Genomic DNA, 19,652 nt, shown 5'->3' on the forward strand with positions numbered 1-19,652 from the left:
GCATCGTAGTCCCCTCACTCGGGCGTGGCCTCGCGGTCGGCTGCCCACGCCGCGATCTCCGCACGACGGGACGCTCCCAGTTTCGTGAGGATGTGCTCCACGTGCGTCGCGACCGTGCGCGGCGTGATGTGGAGCTCGTCCGCGATCTGCCGGTTCGTGGCGCCGGTCGCGATCTGGCGGGCGACCTCGTCCTCCCTGGCGCTCAGCACGGTCGGGGCCACACCCTCCGCCAGCCGCGCAGACAGCTCGTCCACCTGGGCCTGAAGGACGCTGCCGGCCACACGTTCGCGTGCGGCGGCCACGAGCTGAGCGGCCTCCAGGGGGCTGCGCGTTCGCCGAGCGCATTCCGCCCGGTCGAGCAGTGCCTGGGAGCCCTCCCACCAGCGCCCGAGGGCGTCCCAGCCGGTGGAGGCCTCGGCGAGCAGGTCGCGCGCCTCCGTGAGCCGCCGCTCGCGCAGTGCGAGAAGGCCGGCGGCGTGCCGGATCGCGAACCCGGTTCCCGGGATGCTGCGCCGTTCGACCAGCCCGGTCACCTCCTCGAGCCAGGCTCGCGCGCCCTCGATGTCGCCCAGCGCGAGGTGCGCCCGCATCCCGGTGACCGCGAACGGGAACACATAGGCGGAGTCCTCCACGCGCCGCGACTCCTGCGCCCCGCGCTCGCAGAGCCTCACGGAGGTCAGCGGGTCCCCCGAGCGCAGCGCCACCTCGGCGAGTCCCCACAGCGCCGGCGACAGCCGTTGCAATTCCTGCATGCGCTCGCCGATCTCCCGGGCGCGCTCCAGCACCTCCTGCGCGCGCGCCAGGTCGCCTGCTGCCAGCGCGCGGTAGCCGAGCACGTGCAGCGCGGTCACCTCCGTGGTGATCCCGCCGCGGCCGTCGGCCAGGGTACGTGTGGCGAGAGCCTCCGCTCCCGGGAGGTCGCCGGTCGCCCAGCGCACGTGCGCCAGATGCGCGGCGAGGTAGTGCGCGTCGTTCCAGCGCTCGATGCGCTCGGCGTACGAGATCCCGTCCGTCAGCCACTCCGCGCCGCGCTCGTACTGCAGCAGCACGGAGGCGCTCGAGCCGAGCATCCGGTAGGCACGGGCGGCGGCCTCCTCTTCACCGTGTGCCGCACCGCCCTCCGCGGCGGAACGCAGCAGCTCCCACGCCGGCTCGCCCGCTCCCGCGAAGACGAGCACCGAGCCGAGCGTCGCGTCGATCGCGATGCGGTCGCTCTCGGCGGTGAGCAGGACGCGGGCCTCCTCGGCGACGCGGCGCGAGTCGTCCAGCCGGCGCTCGAGCATGGCGGCGGCCGCGTGCGCCGCCAGCAACCGGCCGCGGGCCTGTCGCGCCTCAGCGCTGTCGTCGCCGTCGATCCAGCCGAGCGCCGCGCGGACGGCGGAGACCCGCGCCGAGTAGTCCGCGCCCAGCAGGTGACGGGTGGCGACCAGCGCCGGGACCACCCCCGCAGCCTCCACCTCGGCACCCGCCGTGCGATAGAACTCGACGGCGCGACTCAGCTCGGTCTCGGCCTCTGCGTTGGCGTCCGCGGCCGCGAGTTCGGCTCCCAGCCTCCGCAGGAGGTCGGCGCGCTCCCGCACGTCCATGCCGAGCGGGAGGGTGCGCTGCGCCCGCCGGTAGAGATCGACCGCCTCGCGATGGGCGGAGAGCGCCGAGGCCCGCTCGGCGGCGCGCCGGGCCAGCGCATAGGCCTCGCGGGCGCGGCCCGCTCGCTCACTGTGCAGCGACAGGAGGGCGTCGGACAGCCCGGCACCGGCGTCGACCACCCGCCCGTGCAGTACGCGGCGACGGCTCGACGGCAGCGCGGCATACACCGCGTCGCGGATGAGCGCGTGCCGGAAGTCGAACGATCCGCCCGGAGCGCGGACCAGGAAGTGGCTCCCGACCAGCTCGTCGAGCGCGGCCTCCCGTGCTCCGCGGTCGACGTCGTCGCCGATGACCACGGCGAGCATCCTGCTGTCGAAGTCGCGGCCGATCACGGCCGCCGCCTCCAGGACCGCACTCGTCTGCGGAGGGAGACCCCGCATCCTCGACAGCACGGCGGTCGCGACGGTGTCGGGTGCGCCGTCGGCCTCCGCGGCGAGCAGCTCCTCCACGTGCAGCGGGATGCCGTCGCTCACGGCGGCGAGACGGGCGACCTCGTCGACGGAGGCCGGGCTCCGGCGGATCGCGGCGATCATCCGTGCGACGCCGTCGGCGTCGAGCCGGACCGGCCGCACCTCCTCGGCCAGCCGGTGGGCGACGAGGTCCAGCCGCCAGGCCGTCGCCGCGGCCGACACCTGCGGGTCCTCCGTGCGGAACGTCGCGACGACGAGGCTCGGACGCTCGCGCACGGCGACCGCTACGCGGCGCAGCACGTCGAGGCTGAGCTCGTCGGCCCAGTGGAGGTCTTCGAGCGTGAGCACGGTCGGCGTCGCGAGCACGGCGGCGAGCGCGGACGCGAGCTGCGCCACCACGAGTCGGCGCGGCCGCTCGGTGCCCGGCATCGAACTGCCGGTCGGCGGCCCGCCGAGGACGAGTTCGCGCACATGCGCGGCGGCCGCGGACTCCGCCGCGTCGTCCAGCGCGGTCGCGATGTCGAGGATGAGCATCCCCGGCGTCTCGCTGTCGTCGGCGTAGGCGTCGGCGCGGAGGCGGCGTGCTTCGCCGATGGCGACGGCCTCGTCCATCAGGCGGGACTTGCCGATGCCGGCCTCCCCGGAGATCAGGAGCACCCCACCGTGGCCTTCGGCCGCCGCGGCCTTCCGGCGGGTCGCGAGGGCGAGCAGGTCCTCCCGGCCGACGAAGACCGGACACACCCGTTCGAGGCTTTGCGATGACGCGGCACCCGCATCCATGGCCGCAGCATAGCGCCGGGAGCGCACGTGCAGCACCGGGATCGGTCGGATGACCGATGCCGCCGCGGTTGGGCCGCCGCCAGTCTGAGCTGAACGAAAGGAGCCGATCATGGCGCGATTCATGGATGTGCACGACGGGTTCGTCGGTGTCACGCGGGACCAGCTGGCGGAGGCGCACGACGCCGACCTGGCGATCGAGGGCGAGGAGGGCGTGCACTTCGAGCAGGCCTGGCTCGACCCGGAGAGCGGCAAGGTGTTCTGTCTCTCCACCAGCCCATCGAAGGAGGCGGTCATGCGGGTGCACGAGAGGGCGGGCCACCCGACCGAGCAGGTGTTCGCGGTCGACATCGTCGTCTGACGGGCCACCGGGTCGTGTCGTCCGGCGTACAGTGCTCGGCATGACGGACCGACAGGACCAGCCGCGCGACGCTCACGACCTGGCCGAACGGGTGTCCGCGCTCGGCGAGACACCGGAGGACGCCCTCGAGGAGGTCGCCGGCCGGAACGAGTCGCTCGAGGAGCGGCTCCCGGACGAGTATCTGGGCGACGCTCACGAGACCGACGGGCTACCCCGCGGCGAGGGGGCACCCGGCCAGGGGTAGGCCACGGATTTCGTCCCTCAGTGGGGACTTCAGCGGCCCGTTCGCCGTCTTTACGCTGTCAGGGATGGACGACGAAGGACGGCGCACGAAGCGCATGCGCGACCGCGCCCCCGGGGCCGCGGTGATGGAGCAGGTGGTGCGGCTGCACACCCAGTCCCCGCCGCGTTCGCCGCTCGCGCGGGCGCTCGGGGCGCGTCCGCTCGGCGCAGAGACGGAGCCCTGGTTCGCCGGTGCCCTCGGCGAGCGGGAGGTCGGCGCCCTCCTGGACCGCCTCCCCGATGCGTGGAGCGTCTTCCACGCCGTCCCGGTCGGAACGCGGCCGGACGAGACGGGCGCCGTCGCCGACGTCGACCACGTGGTGGTGGGTCCGCCCGGCGTGTTCGTCATCAACACCAAGCATCATCGTGGCCAGCGCGTCTGGGTCGGCGAGCGTGCGGTCCTCGTCGCCGGGCAGAAGCAGCCGTACCTGCGCAACTCCGATCTGGAGGCCTCCCGGGTGCGCGGCGTTCTCGCGCAGGCGGGCCTCGTCGCCCCGGTGACCGCGCTCGTGGTCCTCGTGGGAACGAAGGAGGTCACGGTACGGCAGCAGCCGCGGCGGGTGCGCGTCCTCCGGGCGGAGGCGCTGCTGCGCTGGTTGACCCGCCGTCCCGCGGTGATCGACGCGGCGACCACCGCCGCGGTCGCCCGGCTGTTCGACGACCCGGCCACCTGGAGACTTGCGGAGTCGTCGGCGGACACCCTGGAGCGTTTCGCCCTCATCGAGCGGGAGGTGCGCACCGCCCAGCTGGTGCGCCTCGGGTGGGGCTTCGCCGTCGCCCTCGCAGCCATCGCGGCCGCGCTGCCGTTCCTCCCGCGCTAGCACCCGCCGAGCGTCAGGCGGGCTCGACGGTCGTGCGCATCGTGAGAGAGGCGGCCTCGGCGTCGTAGCCGAGCTGGATGCGGATCGCGGCGAGCCCGGCCAGCGAGCGCAGGTGCGTGCCGCCGCACGGGATCTCGACCGTGCCGTCGGGGAGGTCGGCGCGCCAGCGGCGACGCTCCCCCAGCCCGTCGCCGTCCCGCTCGATGGCGATGTGCACGTCGGCGGCCACCCACTGTGCGAGCAGCGCGTTCGCGGCGTCGGTCACCCCGGCGAGCGCCGCAGGCAGCTCGGCGGCGGAGAAGCCCTTCTTCCGCAGGCTCTTGCCGATGCGGTACTCGTCGAGCGAGCCGTCGGGGAGGATGCGGGAGGAGGCGATGGCGAGCTGGTCGAACGCGGGCTTGCCGCGTCCGTCGAGCGGGGCCTCTTTGGTCCACAGCGCGGCGAGCGCGTCGTCGAGGGCGAGGGAGGCGAGATGGCACGCCGTGTGACCCGTCGAGAGCGCGCGCCGCAGCTCGGGGTCGGCCTCCACCTCGACCGTGGCGCCCGGTTCGATGCCTGCGGCGTCCTCCACGAGGTGGCAGACGACGAAGGCCCACCCGGGCGTGCCGGTGCGCACCGGGGCGTCTCCCACGTGGAGGGTCGTGCCGTCGGTCGCGCCGACCACCGCGTCCACCAGCGGCTCGCGGCGCCCGTCGACGACGAGCGCACCGGCGTCGGCCGGCTGGTCGGGCCAGACCGGGTCGACGGGATGGAAGGCCGTGCGGTCGAGGACGATCGCAGTGCGTCCGTCGTCGAGCGGCTGCACGTGCAGCACGGTTCCGGTGGAGGCGGGGTCGCCGTCGGGATAGGTGACGACGGTGTCGCCGGCGGGGAGGCTCATGCGTTCAGACTACGGCTAAGCTGACCGCGTGTCGGGGCAGAGGGGGACGCGACGGGCGGCCGTCGCGCGTGTGATCGCGGTGTCGCTCGTGGTCGCGGCGGCACTCTCCGGGTGCACGCCCCCGCTCGTCCAGCGCGCGGAGGACGACATCGTCGAGGCTCCGTCGACGGCCAGGTTCTACGAGCAGCCCGACCCGCTCCCGTCGGGCGGCCCCGGCGCGCTGATCCGCACCGAGCACATCGTCGGCTCCCCGCTCGGCTCCACGGCGTGGCGGATCATGTTCCACTCCACCGACCTGAACGGCCGCGACGTCGTTAACACCGGACTGGTGGTCATCCCGGCGGCGAAGCCCCCCGCGGGCGGGCGCACGATCGTCTCGTGGGGGCATCCGACGACGGGGGTGGCGCAGAAGTGCGCGCCCTCGCGGGCAGTCGACCCGTTCGATCTCGTGGAGGGTCTGACGGACTTCCTGAACCGCGGCTACATCGTCGTCTACACCGACTACACCGGCATGGGAACGGCCGGCCCCGACTCGTACCTCATCGGCGAGACCGCGGGCAGGAACATGCTCGACGCAACCCGTGCCGCGCGGCAGCTGCTGAAGGACGACGCGAGCGACCGGGTCGTGCTGTGGGGGCACTCGCAGGGCGGCCAGGCCGCCCTCTTCGCCGCCCAGCTCGCGCCGGTCTACGCACCGGAGCTGCATGTGCTCGCCACGGCCGTCGCGGCGCCCGCGACCGACCTGGCGAGCCTCCTGAACGCCGACATCGGCGACATCTCCGGCGTCAGCATCTCGTCGTACGCGTTCGACGCGTACTCGAAGGTGTACGGGTATCCGCTGCAGAGCATCCTGACGCCCGCGGCGATCACCGCGCTGCCCGCGATGAACAAGCTGTGCTTGCTGTCGCAGAACGCGGCTCTGCACGCCATCGCCAAGCCGCTGATCGGCACGTTCCTCACTGCGGACCCGGAGACCACCGAACCCTGGGCAGGGCTCCTGGCCGCGAACACTCCCGGCGCCGTGCGGATCGCGTCGCCGCTCTTCGTCGCCCAGGGCGAGGCGGACAAGCTGGTCCGGCCGGCCTCCACCGACGCGTTCGTCGAACACGTCCGGGGCAACGGCACAGTGGTGACCTACGACCGCATCCCGGGGGCCACCCATGGCACGATCGCCCTCCGCGCACTCACCAGACTGTTCGAGTGGCTGCATGCGGAGGGCGTCAGCGCTACCGGGTGAGCGTCGCGACGTACGAGGCGTGCGCGTCCATCCACTTCGCGACGATGCGGTCGTACTGGCCGGAGTCGGCGCCGCTGTTGAACATCGCGTTCTCGAGTGAGTAAAGCAGGTCGGACTTCATCCGGAACTTCTTCACCCATTCGGCGATCTGCGGCTGCCGCTTCGGGAAGTCCGTGCTCGCGATCGAGTGGATGGACTCGGCCGCGCCGAGCGTGCCCTTCGGGTCCTTCAGATCCTTCAGGTCGAACTGGTCGTAGGCCCAGTGCGGCCGCCAGAGCGTCACCGCGACGTCGTCGCCCTTCTTCATCGCGCTCGACAGCTCGGCGAGCATGGCGGGCGTCGAGGAGGTCACGAAGTCCAGCTTCTGGAGGCCGTACTGCGGGATGACCTTCTTCTGCACCGCCTCGGTGAGGCCCGCGCCCGGCTCGATCCCCACCAGCCGGTCGCCGAACGCCGACGCGTGCGAGGCGAGCTGGTCGATCGAGTCGATCGGCGCGTCCTTGTTCACCGCTATGGTGAGCTTCGCCTCGTCGTTCCAGGCGCCGAGGTCGGTGAGGCTCTTGCCGTACGTCTTCAGATACTGGGCGTGCGTGGTAGGCAACCAGCCGTCGAACGCGATGTCGTAGTCGCCGGTGCTGAGACCGGCGAAGGCGGGACCGGCGTCGGCGTACTCGAAGTCGACGGTGTAGCCCTCCTTCTCGAGCACGTGCTTCCACAGGTAGGAGGCGGCCTCGCCCTCCGGCCAGCCGTTGAAGACCGCGACCTTCACGGTGCCCTTGTCGCCGCCGGCGGTGGAGGCCGCGGTCACGGCCGTGCCGCCGATCACGACGAGCAGGGCCGCGCCGAGCACCGCCAGCGCGCGCTTCGGCATCCGGAGCCGGGCGCGGCCGGCCGCAGCGGTCAGCCGGTCGAGGATGATCGCCAGGATCACAACCGCGACACCCGCCTCGAAGCCGAGGCCGACATCCACGCGGCTCAGCGCCTGCACGATGTCGCGTCCGAGACCGCCGCCGCCGACCATGCCCGCGATGACGACCATCGAGAGCGAGAGCATGATCACCTGATTGACGCCCGCCAGGATGGACGGCATCGCCAGCGGCAGCTGGATCTGGCGCAGGATGCGTCCGGGAGGCGAGCCGAACGCCTTGCCGGCCTCCACCAGCTCGGAGTCGACGCCCCGGATGCCCAGCTCGGTGAGCCGGACCCCGGGCGCCATCGCGAACACGATCGTCGCGACCATGCCCGGCACCACACCCACCCGGAACAGGATCAGCGCGGGGATGAGGTACACGAACGCGGGCATCGTCTGCATGAAGTCGAGCACCGGCCGGACGATGGCCGACGCCGTCTTCGACCGGGCGGCCAGGATGCCGAGCGGGAGGCTCAGCGCCACCGCGATGGCGGCAGAGACGAGCACCAGCGCGAGGGTGTCCATCGCGTTCGACCACTGGTCGATACCGGCGATGAGCAGCAGCCCGACGACGGTCCCCGCCCCGAACACCCAGCCGCGCAGCCAGACCCCGAGGATCGCGAAGATGAGGATGACGCCCCAGAACGGCGGCGTCTGCAGCGCCCAGTCGACGCCGTCGTACATGCCCGTGAAGACGATGCGGATGACGTCGAACAGGCCGCCGAAGGTCGTCGTCACGAAGTCGACGACGTGGGTGGCCCCGTCCCCGAGGGGGATGACCTTGGTCGTTGCGGGAGCGAGGGCGGTCATGCGAGCACCTCCGCCTCGTCGCCCGCGGTCTCCCGCAGGGCCAGCGTCATCGCGTCCACCGGAACCGTCGCCGGTGGTTCGACCACCACCGGGATCTCGGTCGTGTCGCTGCTGACGTTGCCGAGCGCCGCGAGCAGCGTCACGCGCGGGATCACCCCGAGCAGACGGTGCTGGTCGTCGACCACGGCGAGCGGGAGGGCGCTGCCGACGGACGGCTCCACGAGCTCGCTGAGCACCTCGTCGCGCGACACGGTCGCGATGTCCTCGTCGATCGCCTCGGCGAGGTCGGAGCGGCCGTCGCGCACCTGGCGCATCACATCGCGGTCGCGGACCGCCCCGAGCAGCCGGCGGCCCTGGCCGACGACGAAGGCGGCCGAGGTCTGGAGGTCGCGCATCGTGCGCATCGCCGCGCGCGGTCCTCCCGCCACGGTGACCAGCGCACGCGCCGGCTCCATCACGCTCGCGGCCGTCAGCACGCGGGCGCGGTCGACGTCCTGCACGAAACTCGCCACGTAGTCGTTGGCCGGGTCGGTGAGGATCTCCTCCGGGCTGCCGGTCTGCACGACGCGGCCGTCGCGCATGACCGCGATCCGGTCGCCGAGGAACATCGCCTCGTTCAGGTCGTGCGTGATGAACACGATGGTCTTGCCGAGCGAGCTCTGCAGCTCGAGGAGCTGCTCCTGCATCTCGCGCCGGATCAGCGGGTCGAGCGCCGAGAACGCCTCGTCCATCAGCAGCACGTCGGTGTCGGCGGCCAGCGCCCTCCCGAGCCCGACGCGCTGCTGCATCCCGCCCGAGAGCTCGGAGGGGAGCTTGTCGCCCCAGCCGGCGAGGCCGACCAGCTCCAGCACCTCGGCGGCGCGGGCGCGACGCTCGGCGGCCGGCATCCCCTGCACCTCCAGGCCGTAGGCGATGTTGTCGAGCACCGTGCGGTGCGGCAGCAGGGCGAAGTGCTGGAACACCATCGAGATGTGCTTCCTCCGCACCGCGCGCAGACGCTTCGCGGGCAGGCCGGTGATGGTCGTGCCCATGACCGCGACCTCGCCGGCGGTCGGCTCCAGCAGCCCGTTCAGCAGCCGGATGAGCGTCGACTTGCCCGACCCGGACAGGCCCATCACGACGAAGATCTCGCCGCGCCGAACCGTCAGGCCCGCATCGATGACGGCGGCCGTACCGAGACCCGTCACCTCGCCTCTGGTCGCGCCGTCCCGCAGACGGCGCACGGCCTCCTGCGGTTTGCGTCCGAAGACCTTGAAGATGTTCCTCGCCTCGACGGCGATCGTGTTGCTCAACTCTGTACTCCCAGGCGCACTCGCCCCCGCGAGGCACGCACAGTGGTCGCGCCCGGGCCGGAGGCATGCGGCGACGGCAGCACGACTCGAGCGCGGACCCTCCGCGCGAATCGCCATCGCTGGCGCGACCATCGGGGTGCGCCCATGCCAGCCGACCATACGATCCGGCCGGGCCACCTGTGCGGCCACGCGGCCCGGGATCGCGGGCTGGTTCACCCGGTGCACCATGCCGTTCGGCGCGCCGGGCCGCCTTCGACGCTATCAGTGATCTCGCAGCGGTCGCCAATCGAGGCTGTGAGCATGCACACGATCCCGGCCGTGGTGCTCCCGTGGCCGCCGTCGCAGCTCTACCGACGGCGCTGAGTTCTGGGGCAGAGTTGGCGCATGGCGAATAGCACCGGAGATCACCCCTGGCAGCGTGTCCCGATCGAGCCGCAGAGCGTGGATGCGCCGCTCTCGCGCGCGGCCGTCTTCCTGGTGGTCACGGTCGCCGACACGCCGGAGGCGCTGGCGACGGTGAGCGACGTCGTATCGGGGATCTCCGACCTCGTGAAGACGGTCGGCTTCCGCGATCTGAACGCGCACCTGTCGTGCAACATCGGCATCGGCGCGCGGTTTTGGAGCCGGTTGACGACGGTCGCGCCTCCGCAGGAGCTGCATCCGTTCCCGGAGGTCCGCGGAGCCGTGCACACGGCGGTGTCCACCCCCGGCGACCTGCTGTTCCACATCCGCGCCGAACGCGGCGACTTCTGCTTCGAGTTCGAGCGGCAGTTGCTCGACGTCCTCGGCGACGCGATCGCGGTGGTGGATGAGGTCAGCGGGTTCCGCTACTTCGACTCCCGCGACCTCCTCGGCTTCGTCGACGGCACGGCGAACCCGACCGGCGGTGACATGGCGGATGCCGCGATCGTCGGTGAGGAGGACCCCGCGCACGCCGGAGGGAGCTACGTGGTCGTGCAGAAGTACCTGCACGACCTGGCGACGTGGAACCGGCTGCCGGTGCCCTCGCAGGAGGGCGTCATCGGCCGCACGAAGGTCGAGAACATCGAGCTCGATGACGTCGAGCACGGCCAGAAGGCGCACAAGACCCTCACCACGATCACCGACGACCAGGGAGTCGAGCACGACATCCTGCGTGACAACATGCCGTTCGGCCGGCCGGGCCAGGGCGAGTTCGGCACCTACTTCATCGGCTACTCACGCCGCCTCTGGGTGATCGAGAAGATGGTGGAGCGGATGTTCGTCGGCGACCCGGTCGGCAATCACGATCGCATCCTCGACTTCTCGACGGCCGTGACCGGCACGACGTTCTTCGTGCCCACCCGGGGGTTCCTGGAGGGGCTCGCCGACTGACCCTCCGCCGCGCGGCGACCTCCCCGCGCCGTCTGGCCGACACCGATGCCGACGAGGACGATGGCGAGGCCGACGAATTGCCGGAACGTGAACGCCTCCCCCGCCACGAGGGCGCCGAGCGCGACGCCCGCCACAGGGTTGAGCAGCCCGATCAGCCCGACGACGGCGGGGCCGAGACGGCGCATCCCGCCGAACCAGGCGAGATAAGCGAGCGCGGTCGCGACCAGTGAGACGTACGCGAAGCCCGCGATCGCAGCGGCGTCGAGGGCGGGAGGCGCGCCCTCGACCACCACGGCGAAGGGGACCACGAGCAGACCGCCGGCCACCAGCTGCCAGGCGGTCGACGACAGCACGTCGACGTCGTGCCACCGTGTCGCGAGCACGTAGCCGATCGCCGAGAGCAGCATCGCGGAGACCGCGGCGACCAGCCCGAGAGGATCGACCGCGTCGCCGCCTCCGTAGAGCATGACCGCGACGCCGGCGACACCGGTGAGCGCTCCCGCGATCGAGAGCGCTCGAGGCCGCTGGCCCAGCAGCATCCAGCCGAATCCCATCAAGGCCAGCGGCGAGGTCGCCATGACCGTGGACGCGATGCCGGACGGCAGCAGTTGTGCGACCGCGTACACGAGCACGAAGAAGCCGCCCGCGTTCAGTGCGCCCAGCAGGATCGCCCGCCACCACCACGCTCCGCGCGGCCGCCGGTGCGCGACCGCGAGCAGCAGCAGTCCGGCCGGGAGCGCGCGCAGCACGGCGCCCCAGAGCGGGGCTTCCGGGAGGACCGCCCTCGTCACGACGTAGGTCGAGCCCCAAGCCACGGGGGCGATCGCCGTGACGGCGATCCAGCGCCATTTACCTTCCATGGAAGCTACTTTAGCTTCCGTGGAAGGTATTGTGAAGACATGAGCCCCGCATCCGACCGCGTCGCCGGCATCCAGCAGGAATGGCGCCGCGAGCGCCCCGACCTCGACCCGGCTCCCCAGGGCGTCATCGGCCGCCTCCACCGCGTCGCCGGGCTGCTGACGGAGCAGCTCGTCGCCGTATACGCCCGGCACGGGCTCACCGAGGGAGACTTCGACGTGCTCGCGACCCTCCGCCGGGCCGGAGCGCCCTACGAACGCACGCCTGGTGAGCTCGCGCAGCACACCATGGTGACCACCGGCGGCATGAGCAAGCGCATCGATCGGCTCGAGCAGGCGGGGCTCGTCTCGCGCCGGGCTTCGTCCTCCGACGGCCGCGGCCGAGTGGTCGCGCTCACGCCGGAGGGGGTCGAGCGGATCGACGCCGCGGTCACCGAGCACTTCGCCAACGAGCGGAGGCTGCTCGACGAGCTCTCCCCCGCCGACGCTCGAGCGCTGGAGCGCGTCCTCACGGCGTGGCTCGCGCGGCTCGGCGACTGACCTGCGGACAGCAGCGGGTCTCCCGGCCGCAACAGGCCGTCATCTTCGTGGCGACGGACACCGCCGGCGAGGTACAAAGGCCATCATGTCGCGCATCTTCACGAGCAAGTTCAATCCGGGCCGCGCCCGGTGGGAGCTGGTGGTGAGTCCGCGCGGCGATGTCTACGCGTTTCCGCTCGCGCTGCCCATCGCGCAGCGCCAGGTGCTCGGCGGGCACAAGCGCTACCTCGTCGGAAAGGTCGCCAAGCAGAAGGAGACCTGGACCGCCGCCGGCCCGTCGGGTCTGATCTACGGGACGACGTTCCCGACCCTGCCTTCCGCCCTGGAGGCCATCGCCGACGAGGTCGACCTCGCCCCCGTCCCCTGACCTCGGCCCTGTCCCTAAACCTCGCACCTGGGCCGCCGAGGGGCACGTTGTTGTCACTTTACGGCCCCAAAAGTGACAACAACGTGCCCCTCGAGCGTGGGGAGAGCGGGGTCAGGCGGATTTGAGGAGGGCGTCCTCCAGTGCGACCCACGGCAGCATCGCGCACTTCACGCGCGTCACGTACCGCGAGACCCCGGCGAGCACGACGGCGTCGCCGAGCAGTTCCTCATCGCCCTCCAGCGCACCCTTGGACTGCATCAGCTCGCGGAACGCCCCGATCGACGCAGCCAGCTCCTCCCGGTCGGTGTCGTGCACCAGGTCACTCAGCAGGGAGGCCGACGCGGTCGAGATCGAGCAGCCGTGGCCCTCCCAGCTGATCGCGTGGATGCGGCCGTCCGCGTCCGGGTGCACGCCCACGGTCACTTCGTCGCCGCAGGTCGGGTTGAACTGGTGCGAGCTCGCCGCCGCGTCATCGCGCAGGCCGAAGCCGTGCTTCTCGCGCGCGTGGTCGAGGATGACCTGCTGGTAGAGGTTCTGAAGGTCGCTCATCGGTCGATCACTCCGAAGAAGTCACGGGCGTCAGCGACGGCCTCGATGGCCGCATCCACCTCGTCGGCGGTGTTGTAGAGGTAAGTGCTGACGCGGGTGGAGGCCGTGGCCCCGAAGCGCCGATGAACCGGCTGCGCGCAGTGGTGGCCGACCCGCACCGCGATGCCGCGGTCGTCGAGGAACTGGCCGACGTCGTGCGAGTGGATGCCCTCCACGACGAAACTCGCGAGGCCGACTCGCGGCACGCCGGCGCCCGGGCCGAGCACCCGCACGCCCGGGAGAGCGGACAGCCCCGCGACGAGGCGGGCTCCCAGCTCCTCCTCGTGCGCCTCGATCGCCGGCATGCCGACCGCGTCGAGGTAGCCGACCGCCGCGGCCAGCGCCACGGCCTGCGAAACCCGCTGCGTGCCCGCCTCGAAGCGCTGCGGGGCCGGCAGATACTCGGCGCCCTCCAGCGTGACCGTCGTGATCATCGACCCGCCCGTGAGGAACGGCGGCAGCGCGTCCAGCAGCTCGGTGCGACCGTAGAGCGCACCGACGCCGGTCGGTCCCAGCATCTTGTGGCCGGAGAAGACGGCGAAGTCGACGCCGAGCGCCGGCAAGTCGACCGCGAGGTGCGGAACCGACTGACAGGCGTCGAGCACCACCAGCGCGCCGTGCTCGTGCGCCAGCTCGACCAGCAGGCTGACCGGGTTGACCGCGCCGAGCACGTTGGAGACGTGGCTGAAGGCGACGACCCTGGTGCGCGGGCCGATCAGCTCGGCCGCCTGATCGAGCCGCAGCTGCCCGTCGTCGGCGAGTCCGATCACCCGGAGGGTCGCACCGGTGCGCGCGGCCAGCTCCTGCCAGGGGATGAGGTTGGCGTGGTGCTCGGCCTCGGTCACGACGAGTTCGTCGCCCGCGCCGAGCCGGAAGCGCTCGGAGGCCGCGCCGCCCCGCCCGAGCGAGGCGTTCGACATGCCGTACGCGAGCAGGTTGATGCCCTCGGTGGCGTTGGAGGTCCACACCAGCTCCTCCGGCCGGGCACCGACGAACGCCGCGACGCGCGCGCGGGCCTCCTCGAACAGCTCCGTCGCCTCGCCGGCGACGGTGTGCGCGCCGCGGTGCACGGCCGACGTGTACCGCTCCGCGAACGCGCGTTCGGCGTCGAGCACCTGCCGGGGCTTCTGCGAGGTGGCCCCGGAGTCGAGGTAGACGAAGGGGTGGCCGTTGACCTCGCGGGCGAGGATCGGGAAGTCCGAGCGGAGCCGGACCGGGTCGAGGGTGTCGGTGCGCATACTGGGTTCAACGCTACCGGGGTTCGCTGCAATCCCGCCGTGCGTCACGGGACTGTGACGACATGCCGCCGAAGGCGTCCAGCGCCGACGCTAGGCTCGATGCCATGGTCGAACGCACCAACGGCTCCCCCTGGTTCTTCGTCGTCGGCATCCTGCTCGTGGTCGTCGGACTCGCGGGTCCGCTCCTGGTCGATGCGGCCACCGGCGAGGTGCAGTGGCTCGTCCGCGGGATCGGGGTGCTGGTCGCGATCGGCGGCGGAGTGCTGATCGGATTCGGCCTGCGCAGACGCCGCGGACGCTGATCCAGTGCTTCTCCGGCGAGGATGCCCCGGGGTGGAACGTCGATTCTGCCTGCGCCCGTCCAGGTGCTAGCCTGACCGAGCACTGGGTTCCGAGCATCTGCTCATGGGGGGAACATGAATCGTCGTCAGTCCGTGCTGGTCGCCGTCCTTTTGTCGGTGGTCGCAGCCGCTCTGGTCGGCTTCGGCTCCGTTGCTGTGATCGACTCGCTGTCGGGCGCGCCGACGACTCCCGGCATGCACACGACGCCGTGAGGCCCTCCCGCGCGAGGCTACTCGACCGCCGCTCGTGCGAGGTCACGGAGCTCGATGAGGCGACCGGCCGTGCCGCCGCGCCCTCCGCGCACGGCGATGTGCTGGCGCGACGCCGGCGTGAACGCGGCGTCGAGCGCTGAGCTGATCATCAGAAGGTAGAACCGCAACAGCCGGGAGGTGTCGGCGCGCAACCGCTCCTGCTGCGGCTCGCAGACCATCCCGTCGAGCCACCGCGACAGCTGGGTGAAGGTGACGCGCAGCCGCAGCCCTTGGCGGGCCTCGGCGACGCCCAGCCTCCACTCGGCCGGCCGCGCATCGGAAGGGTGGCCCGGTTCGCCGGCGAGCGCACAGCGCTCCAGGAGGGCTTCGGCGGCGTCGAGCTGGGAGACGGCCTCCTCGAGCACGGCGAGCAAGGTCAGAGCGCCGAGGCCGTCCTCCAGCGGATCCGGCGCGGAGGCGGGCCTGTTCGGGCGGACGAACCATCCCATCGGATCGCCCTCCCTCCCGCCGAAGTGGGACCGATTGTACGCCTCGGGCACGCGCCTCCACACCGGTGCCTACACCCGACCGCCACCCGATTCAACGCCCTGGGCACGGCGGGGCGAGCCGTCTAGCGTCCGTTGCGGCAGATCGACCCACGCGCCCGCCACCCGCGGGCGGACCGTCAGGAGGCTCCGAGATGACCGACCGCACTCCCCCCGCGGATGAACCCACCGCCGCTGAACCCACCGCCGCTGAACCCACGCCGGCGACTCGCGCGTACGCCCCGGACTCGCGCGCAGGCGAGCCGGAACGCGGGGCGCACCCGCAACCGACTCGCGCAGACGATGCCGAGACCCGTTCCTACGAGCCGGGGACCCGTGCATACGACTCCACCGCTGCCGACGACCGCGCGGTGGACGAACGTCCCGTCGACGCACGTCCCGTCGACGCACGTCCCGTCGACGCACGCACCGTACCTCCCCGGTACCCGGCCGACACCGTCGCGGCCGAGCCCGTCGTCGACAACCGCGCCCTGCGCGAGGACGTCGTCGCGCGCGAACGCAGCGAGTTCGGCGGCATGAAGTTCGGCGCCGCGTTCTTCGGCTGGCTGACCGCGACCGGGATGGCGGTGCTGCTCACCGCTCTTGTCGCGGCCGCAGGCGCCGCCGTGGGCGTCGGCGCGACAGGCAGCCCGAACGCCGCCGCCGACCAGGCCAACAAGAACGCCGCGACCGTCGGGACAGCCGGCGCCATCGCCCTCGTCGTGATCCTCTTCCTCTCGTACTTCTGCGGAGGCTACGTCGCTGGGCGCATGGCGCGGTTCAACGGTCTGCGTCAGGGTGTCGCGGTGTGGATCTGGGCCGTGATCATCGCGATCGTGGTGGCGATCCTGAGCGTGATCCTGGGCAGCCAGTACAACATCCTGGGCAACCTCAACAGCTTCCCGCGCATCCCTCTCGACGAGGGCTCCCTCACTCTGACCGGCGTCATCACGACCGTGGTCGTCGCCGTCGTCAGCCTGATCGCCGCGATCCTGGGAGGCCTGGCCGGCATGCGTTACCACCGCCGCGTCGACCGCGTCGGATTCTCGACCGACCCCGCTTACACGGCCGACGGCACCGCCGCCGCCCGCTCGCGCACGGACGACACCCGCGCAGACACCGGCCCCGCCGGTACGGTGCGCTGAGAAGGTGCGGCCGGTCTCACCCCGTCCTGTGGATGAGACCGGCCGCACTGCCGCCGCGTCATGGAGCGGCCATCGGCTCGAGCGGAACCCCCCGGATCCGCGAACACCGGTCGAATGAGTGTCCCGCACGCGGGTTACGCGCGGGTGAACGGCGGCCGAGGCGTGGCCGAGACGGTGGAGACGGAGTCTGAGAGTTCGTTCGCGGTGCAACGAAAAAGCCCCGGTATCCGGGGCTCTCGATGTGACGTTTCTTGCTGGGGTACCTGGACTCGAACCAAGAACAACTGAACCAGAATCAGCCGTGTTGCCAATTACACCATACCCCAAGGGCTTCGGGCCAAGGCCCGGGCACGAGTAACAACTCTAGCCTATGCGTCGCTGCTTCCACAAAACGCCGCGAGGGCCGGGCGAGCCGTCGCCCGGCCCTCGCGTCAGGCGGCGACCGCGGCCGTCTCCTCCTCTTCGGCAGTGGCGGCGAGGGTGTCGTCGGCCGCCTGCCGGCGCCGCAGCGTGAGGAGGTGGCTGATGCCGATCAGCGCAAGACCGGCCGTCGCCCAGAGCGCCAGGCGGAGGCCGTCGAAGCCGAACGACTGGCCGGGCAGGTAGGTCAGCGCGCGGGCCGCGTCCAGCCAGGCCGCACCCGTCCAGAACGTGCTGAGGCCGGCGAAGAACGGCGGCATCATGTTCGTCGGGAAGATGCCTCCGGAGGTCGTCACGTTGAGCATGACGAAAAGCAGCGTGAGCGCCGGCGTGGTCCAGCGGCCGAGCATCGGGTGGAGGCCGACCCCGATCGTGATGATCCCGAAGGTGTAGAGCGCGCCCAGGAGGCCGATGCTCCACTCGTTGCCGGTGAGCACGTGGAAGAGCGGCCCGGCGACGACGGTGCCGATCGCCGAGACGACGACCGCCGTCGCCGCCGCGATGGCGATGCGCCAGCCGATGCCGAGACGCGCGGTCACCGCGGCGATCGCGATCGCGCTCGAGTAGCCTCCCACGCTCATCGTAACCATCAGGAAGAACAGGCCCTGGCCGGTCATGTCGTCTGCGGGAACCGGGCGCACGTCGTCGACGGTCACCGGGAAGTGCTGCTGGTAGGCGACCGGGAGCAGAAGCTCTTCTGCCGCGCTCGCTTCGGCGGGCGACGCGGCGGTCGAGAGGATGATGGTCGCGTGCGAGGCGTCGGTCGCGTATGCGGCGGAGATCGTGCCGGCGGCGACCTTCTGCTCCGCCTGCTTCACGGTCGCCACCGTGCGCACGTCGAGGGCGTCCGGCGCCTTGTCGTTCAGCGTCTGTGCGAAGACCTCTGCCGCCGGTCCCTCTCCCACGATCCCGACCGGGATGTTGCTGGGCTGCGCGGCGTGGAAGGCGCCGAGGTAGGCGAGCGCCATGCCCGCCGCCAGGAACAGCGGGATGACGATGTGCGAGCCCAGAGTCTTCCAGAAGGCCGCCGGCGGCCAGACGCTCGCCTTTCGTGCGGCGACGGGGACGGGGGTGATGCGGTGCGCGGACATGCGGGGGCGGGATCCTCTCGATCACAAAGTTGCAGAGAGCAACATACGATGAATCGTTGTATTGTGCAACTCGAACTCACTAGGCTGAGAGGATGACGACCCCGGAGACCGCGGAGGGCGACCCGATCGCCCGCGTGCAGCGAGAACTCCTCACCGTCGGCCGGCGCGGCACCGCGCGCGTGCGGCGCGAGGACGAAGCGCTGTCGGTCGTCGACCGGTCGCTGCTCACCTACATCCAGGACAACCCCGGTTGCCGCGCGGTGGACATCGCCGCCCACTTCCAGCTCAACCGCTCGACGGTCTCACGGCAGCTCGGCGCCCTCCTCGAGCACGGGTACGTCGCCGCAGACGACGAGAACACGGGAGGCTCGCGCGGCATCGCCCTGCGGCTCACCGGGGCCGGCAGAACCGCGTTCCAGCAGTCGACGCGCACGGTGATGGATTCGGTCGCGCGGCGGCTCGAGGGCTGGTCGCAGTCCGACTTGGAGGCCTTCGCCCGCATGCTCGAGCGCTACAACTCCGCTCCCGACGAGTAGTTCCCCGAAGGGCACGTAAACGCCCCCAAAACGCGCGGATAGGGGCGCTTACGTGCCCTTCGCGGTCTACAGGACGGCGGCGTCGTCGATGGCGACGCCGATCAGGTCGCGGTTGACCGCTCCCGCCACCACCGCGCCCGATCCCGCGGCGACGATGAGCTGCTGCGGCCCGGGGGCCGTGGTCTCGCCAGCCGCGTAGACGCCCGGCACGGAGGTGCGCCCCTGCCCGTCCGTCACCAGGTAGCCGTCGGAGTCCGTGTCGAGGTCGAGGCCGTCGGCGAACGACAGTGCCGGCGCCCACAACGGACGGACGAAACCGCCCGCGCGCTCGATCACCGTTCCGTCGGCGAGCCGGATGCCGGTCATGACGCCCTTCTCGCCCACCACGTCGTCGATGGCGCGCCGCTCGACGCTGACACCGAGTCGCGCCAGCGCGCGCTCCTCGTCGTCGCTCACGGGCGCGACGTCGTTGGTGAAGACGATCAGGTCGTCGGTCCACTGGGTGAGCAGCAGCGCTCGCTCGACCAGGTCGGTCGTCTCGCCGATGAGTGCGAGCGGCTCTCCGGCCTTCTCGAATCCGTCGCACTCCAGGCAGCTGTGCAGCTGCGTCCCGTAGAAGGCGCGCAGGCTCGGGAGGGCGGGCATCGTCTCGGTCACGCCGGTCGCGATCACGACCGTCGAGGCGCGCGCGTCCACGTCGGCGCCGCCGCGCACACCGCGGCCGCGCACCCGGAAGCCGTCGTCCTCGATCGAGATGTCGCTCACCTGCGCGAACACCACGTCGGCGTCGTCGTAGCCGGAGACCTCCTCGCGCCCGAGCCGGCGCAGCTCAGCGGGCGCCACGCCGTCGCGCGTGAGGAAACCGTGCGCCTGCAGCGTCGCCGCATGGCGGGGCCGGTTGCCGTCGACGACGAGCACCCGACGCCGGGCGCGGGCAAGGTTCAGCGCAGCGCTGAGCCCCGCAGGGCCTCCCCCGACGACGATGACTTCGACGCTGGCCGCCACGCGCCGT

At 71.7% G+C, this 19,652-nt stretch carries 21 protein-coding genes and 1 tRNA gene; 11 read left to right on the forward strand and 11 right to left on the reverse strand.

Annotated elements, in window-relative coordinates; all coding sequences use genetic code 11:
• Positions 1-14: 14 nt before the first annotated feature.
• Positions 15-2,798 (reverse strand): helix-turn-helix transcriptional regulator, encoded by a 2,784-nt coding sequence (locus AC0HS0_RS13950; protein WP_472964651.1) that lies wholly within the window; start codon positions 2,796-2,798, stop codon positions 15-17.
• Between the two features lie 148 nt (positions 2,799-2,946).
• On the opposite strand from AC0HS0_RS13950, the gene AC0HS0_RS13955 reads away from it, so the two are divergent.
• The 3 genes from AC0HS0_RS13955 to AC0HS0_RS13965 all read left to right on the forward strand — a co-directional run bounded on the left by AC0HS0_RS13955 (position 2,947) and on the right by AC0HS0_RS13965 (position 4,298).
• Complete coding sequence (locus AC0HS0_RS13955) at positions 2,947-3,195, forward strand: SCO4226 family nickel-binding protein (protein ID WP_472964652.1); 249 nt, start codon at positions 2,947-2,949, stop codon at positions 3,193-3,195.
• A gap of 40 nt (positions 3,196-3,235) precedes the next feature.
• The gene (locus tag AC0HS0_RS13960) at positions 3,236-3,439 is read left to right on the forward strand and encodes a hypothetical protein (protein WP_472964653.1); all 204 of its coding nucleotides are present in this window, start codon (positions 3,236-3,238) and stop codon (positions 3,437-3,439) included.
• A gap of 64 nt (positions 3,440-3,503) precedes the next feature.
• Positions 3,504-4,298 (forward strand): NERD domain-containing protein, encoded by a 795-nt coding sequence (locus AC0HS0_RS13965; protein ID WP_472964654.1) that lies wholly within the window; start codon positions 3,504-3,506, stop codon positions 4,296-4,298.
• 13 nt (positions 4,299-4,311) lie between these two features.
• Here the strand turns inward: AC0HS0_RS13965 and AC0HS0_RS13970 are convergent, their stop codons facing one another.
• The gene (locus AC0HS0_RS13970; RefSeq protein WP_472964655.1) at positions 4,312-5,178 is read right to left on the reverse strand and encodes an alanyl-tRNA editing protein; all 867 of its coding nucleotides are present in this window, start codon (positions 5,176-5,178) and stop codon (positions 4,312-4,314) included.
• A gap of 28 nt (positions 5,179-5,206) precedes the next feature.
• Between AC0HS0_RS13970 and AC0HS0_RS13975 the strand changes: the two genes are divergently transcribed.
• Positions 5,207-6,415 (forward strand): alpha/beta fold hydrolase, encoded by a 1,209-nt coding sequence (locus AC0HS0_RS13975; protein ID WP_472964656.1) that lies wholly within the window; start codon positions 5,207-5,209, stop codon positions 6,413-6,415.
• On the opposite strand, the gene AC0HS0_RS13980 is transcribed toward AC0HS0_RS13975, so the two are convergent.
• Both AC0HS0_RS13980 and AC0HS0_RS13985 read right to left on the reverse strand, forming a co-directional pair.
• A complete protein-coding gene (locus tag AC0HS0_RS13980; RefSeq protein ID WP_472964657.1) occupies positions 6,405-8,135 on the reverse strand; it encodes an ABC transporter permease/substrate binding protein in 1,731 nt (576 codons plus the stop codon). The two genes, AC0HS0_RS13975 and AC0HS0_RS13980, sit on opposite strands and share 11 nt — an antisense overlap.
• Positions 8,132-9,427 carry a quaternary amine ABC transporter ATP-binding protein gene (locus tag AC0HS0_RS13985; protein WP_472964658.1) on the reverse strand — a complete coding sequence of 432 codons (1,296 nt, stop codon included), beginning with the start codon at positions 9,425-9,427 and terminating at the stop codon, positions 8,132-8,134. Before AC0HS0_RS13985 ends, AC0HS0_RS13980 begins: the two co-directional genes overlap by 4 nt.
• 384 nt (positions 9,428-9,811) lie before the next feature.
• On the opposite strand from AC0HS0_RS13985, the gene AC0HS0_RS13990 reads away from it, so the two are divergent.
• Entirely contained in the window at positions 9,812-10,780 is a 969-nt protein-coding gene (locus AC0HS0_RS13990) for a Dyp-type peroxidase (protein WP_472964659.1), read from the forward strand.
• Here AC0HS0_RS13990 and AC0HS0_RS13995 read toward each other — a convergent pair.
• Entirely contained in the window at positions 10,690-11,640 is a 951-nt protein-coding gene (locus AC0HS0_RS13995) for a DMT family transporter (RefSeq protein WP_472964660.1), read from the reverse strand. The genes AC0HS0_RS13990 and AC0HS0_RS13995 overlap by 91 nt on opposite strands.
• A gap of 39 nt (positions 11,641-11,679) precedes the next feature.
• Here AC0HS0_RS13995 and AC0HS0_RS14000 point away from each other — a divergent pair, with 39 nt between their 5' ends.
• Both AC0HS0_RS14000 and AC0HS0_RS14005 read left to right on the forward strand, forming a co-directional pair.
• A complete protein-coding gene (locus AC0HS0_RS14000; protein WP_472964661.1) occupies positions 11,680-12,177 on the forward strand; it encodes a MarR family winged helix-turn-helix transcriptional regulator in 498 nt (165 codons plus the stop codon).
• 85 nt (positions 12,178-12,262) lie between these two features.
• Positions 12,263-12,544 carry a hypothetical protein gene (locus AC0HS0_RS14005; protein ID WP_472964662.1) on the forward strand — a complete coding sequence of 94 codons (282 nt, stop codon included), beginning with the start codon at positions 12,263-12,265 and terminating at the stop codon, positions 12,542-12,544.
• Between the two features lie 111 nt (positions 12,545-12,655).
• Here AC0HS0_RS14005 and sufU read toward each other — a convergent pair whose 3' ends face one another.
• Together sufU and AC0HS0_RS14015 are read right to left on the reverse strand one after the other, a co-directional pair.
• Positions 12,656-13,093 (reverse strand): Fe-S cluster assembly sulfur transfer protein SufU, encoded by a 438-nt coding sequence (gene sufU, locus AC0HS0_RS14010; RefSeq protein ID WP_472964663.1) that lies wholly within the window; start codon positions 13,091-13,093, stop codon positions 12,656-12,658.
• Positions 13,090-14,370, reverse strand: a complete 1,281-nt coding sequence (locus tag AC0HS0_RS14015) for a SufS family cysteine desulfurase (RefSeq protein ID WP_472964664.1) — start codon at positions 14,368-14,370, stop codon at positions 13,090-13,092. Before AC0HS0_RS14015 ends, sufU begins: the two co-directional genes overlap by 4 nt.
• 104 nt (positions 14,371-14,474) lie before the next feature.
• On the opposite strand from AC0HS0_RS14015, the gene AC0HS0_RS14020 reads away from it, so the two are divergent.
• Together AC0HS0_RS14020 and AC0HS0_RS14025 are read left to right on the forward strand one after the other, a co-directional pair.
• Positions 14,475-14,672 (forward strand): hypothetical protein, encoded by a 198-nt coding sequence (locus tag AC0HS0_RS14020; protein WP_472964665.1) that lies wholly within the window; start codon positions 14,475-14,477, stop codon positions 14,670-14,672.
• 114 nt (positions 14,673-14,786) lie between these two features.
• Positions 14,787-14,924, forward strand: coding sequence for a hypothetical protein (locus AC0HS0_RS14025; RefSeq protein ID WP_472964666.1), 138 nt, complete (start codon positions 14,787-14,789; stop codon positions 14,922-14,924).
• Between the two features lie 17 nt (positions 14,925-14,941).
• On the opposite strand, the gene AC0HS0_RS14030 is transcribed toward AC0HS0_RS14025, so the two are convergent.
• The gene (locus AC0HS0_RS14030) at positions 14,942-15,412 is read right to left on the reverse strand and encodes a hypothetical protein (protein WP_472964667.1); all 471 of its coding nucleotides are present in this window, start codon (positions 15,410-15,412) and stop codon (positions 14,942-14,944) included.
• Between the two features lie 407 nt (positions 15,413-15,819).
• On the opposite strand from AC0HS0_RS14030, the gene AC0HS0_RS14035 reads away from it, so the two are divergent.
• Positions 15,820-16,593: a hypothetical protein gene (locus tag AC0HS0_RS14035; protein ID WP_472964668.1), complete on the forward strand. Its 774-nt coding sequence runs from the start codon at positions 15,820-15,822 to the stop codon at positions 16,591-16,593.
• A gap of 254 nt (positions 16,594-16,847) precedes the next feature.
• Here AC0HS0_RS14035 and AC0HS0_RS14040 read toward each other — a convergent pair.
• Positions 16,848-16,919: transfer RNA gene (locus AC0HS0_RS14040), tRNA-Gln, on the reverse strand.
• Between the two features lie 105 nt (positions 16,920-17,024).
• The gene (locus AC0HS0_RS14045) at positions 17,025-18,104 is read right to left on the reverse strand and encodes a hypothetical protein (protein WP_472964669.1); all 1,080 of its coding nucleotides are present in this window, start codon (positions 18,102-18,104) and stop codon (positions 17,025-17,027) included.
• 92 nt (positions 18,105-18,196) lie between these two features.
• Between AC0HS0_RS14045 and AC0HS0_RS14050 the strand changes: the two genes are divergently transcribed.
• Complete coding sequence (locus AC0HS0_RS14050) at positions 18,197-18,640, forward strand: MarR family winged helix-turn-helix transcriptional regulator (RefSeq protein WP_472964670.1); 444 nt, start codon at positions 18,197-18,199, stop codon at positions 18,638-18,640.
• Between the two features lie 66 nt (positions 18,641-18,706).
• Here the strand turns inward: AC0HS0_RS14050 and AC0HS0_RS14055 are convergent, their stop codons facing one another.
• Positions 18,707-19,645 carry an NAD(P)/FAD-dependent oxidoreductase gene (locus tag AC0HS0_RS14055; RefSeq protein WP_472964671.1) on the reverse strand — a complete coding sequence of 313 codons (939 nt, stop codon included), beginning with the start codon at positions 19,643-19,645 and terminating at the stop codon, positions 18,707-18,709.
• Positions 19,646-19,652: the final 7 nt, after the last annotated feature.

The sequence above is a fragment of the Leifsonia sp. PARNA 1/14 genome (assembly GCF_055720965.1).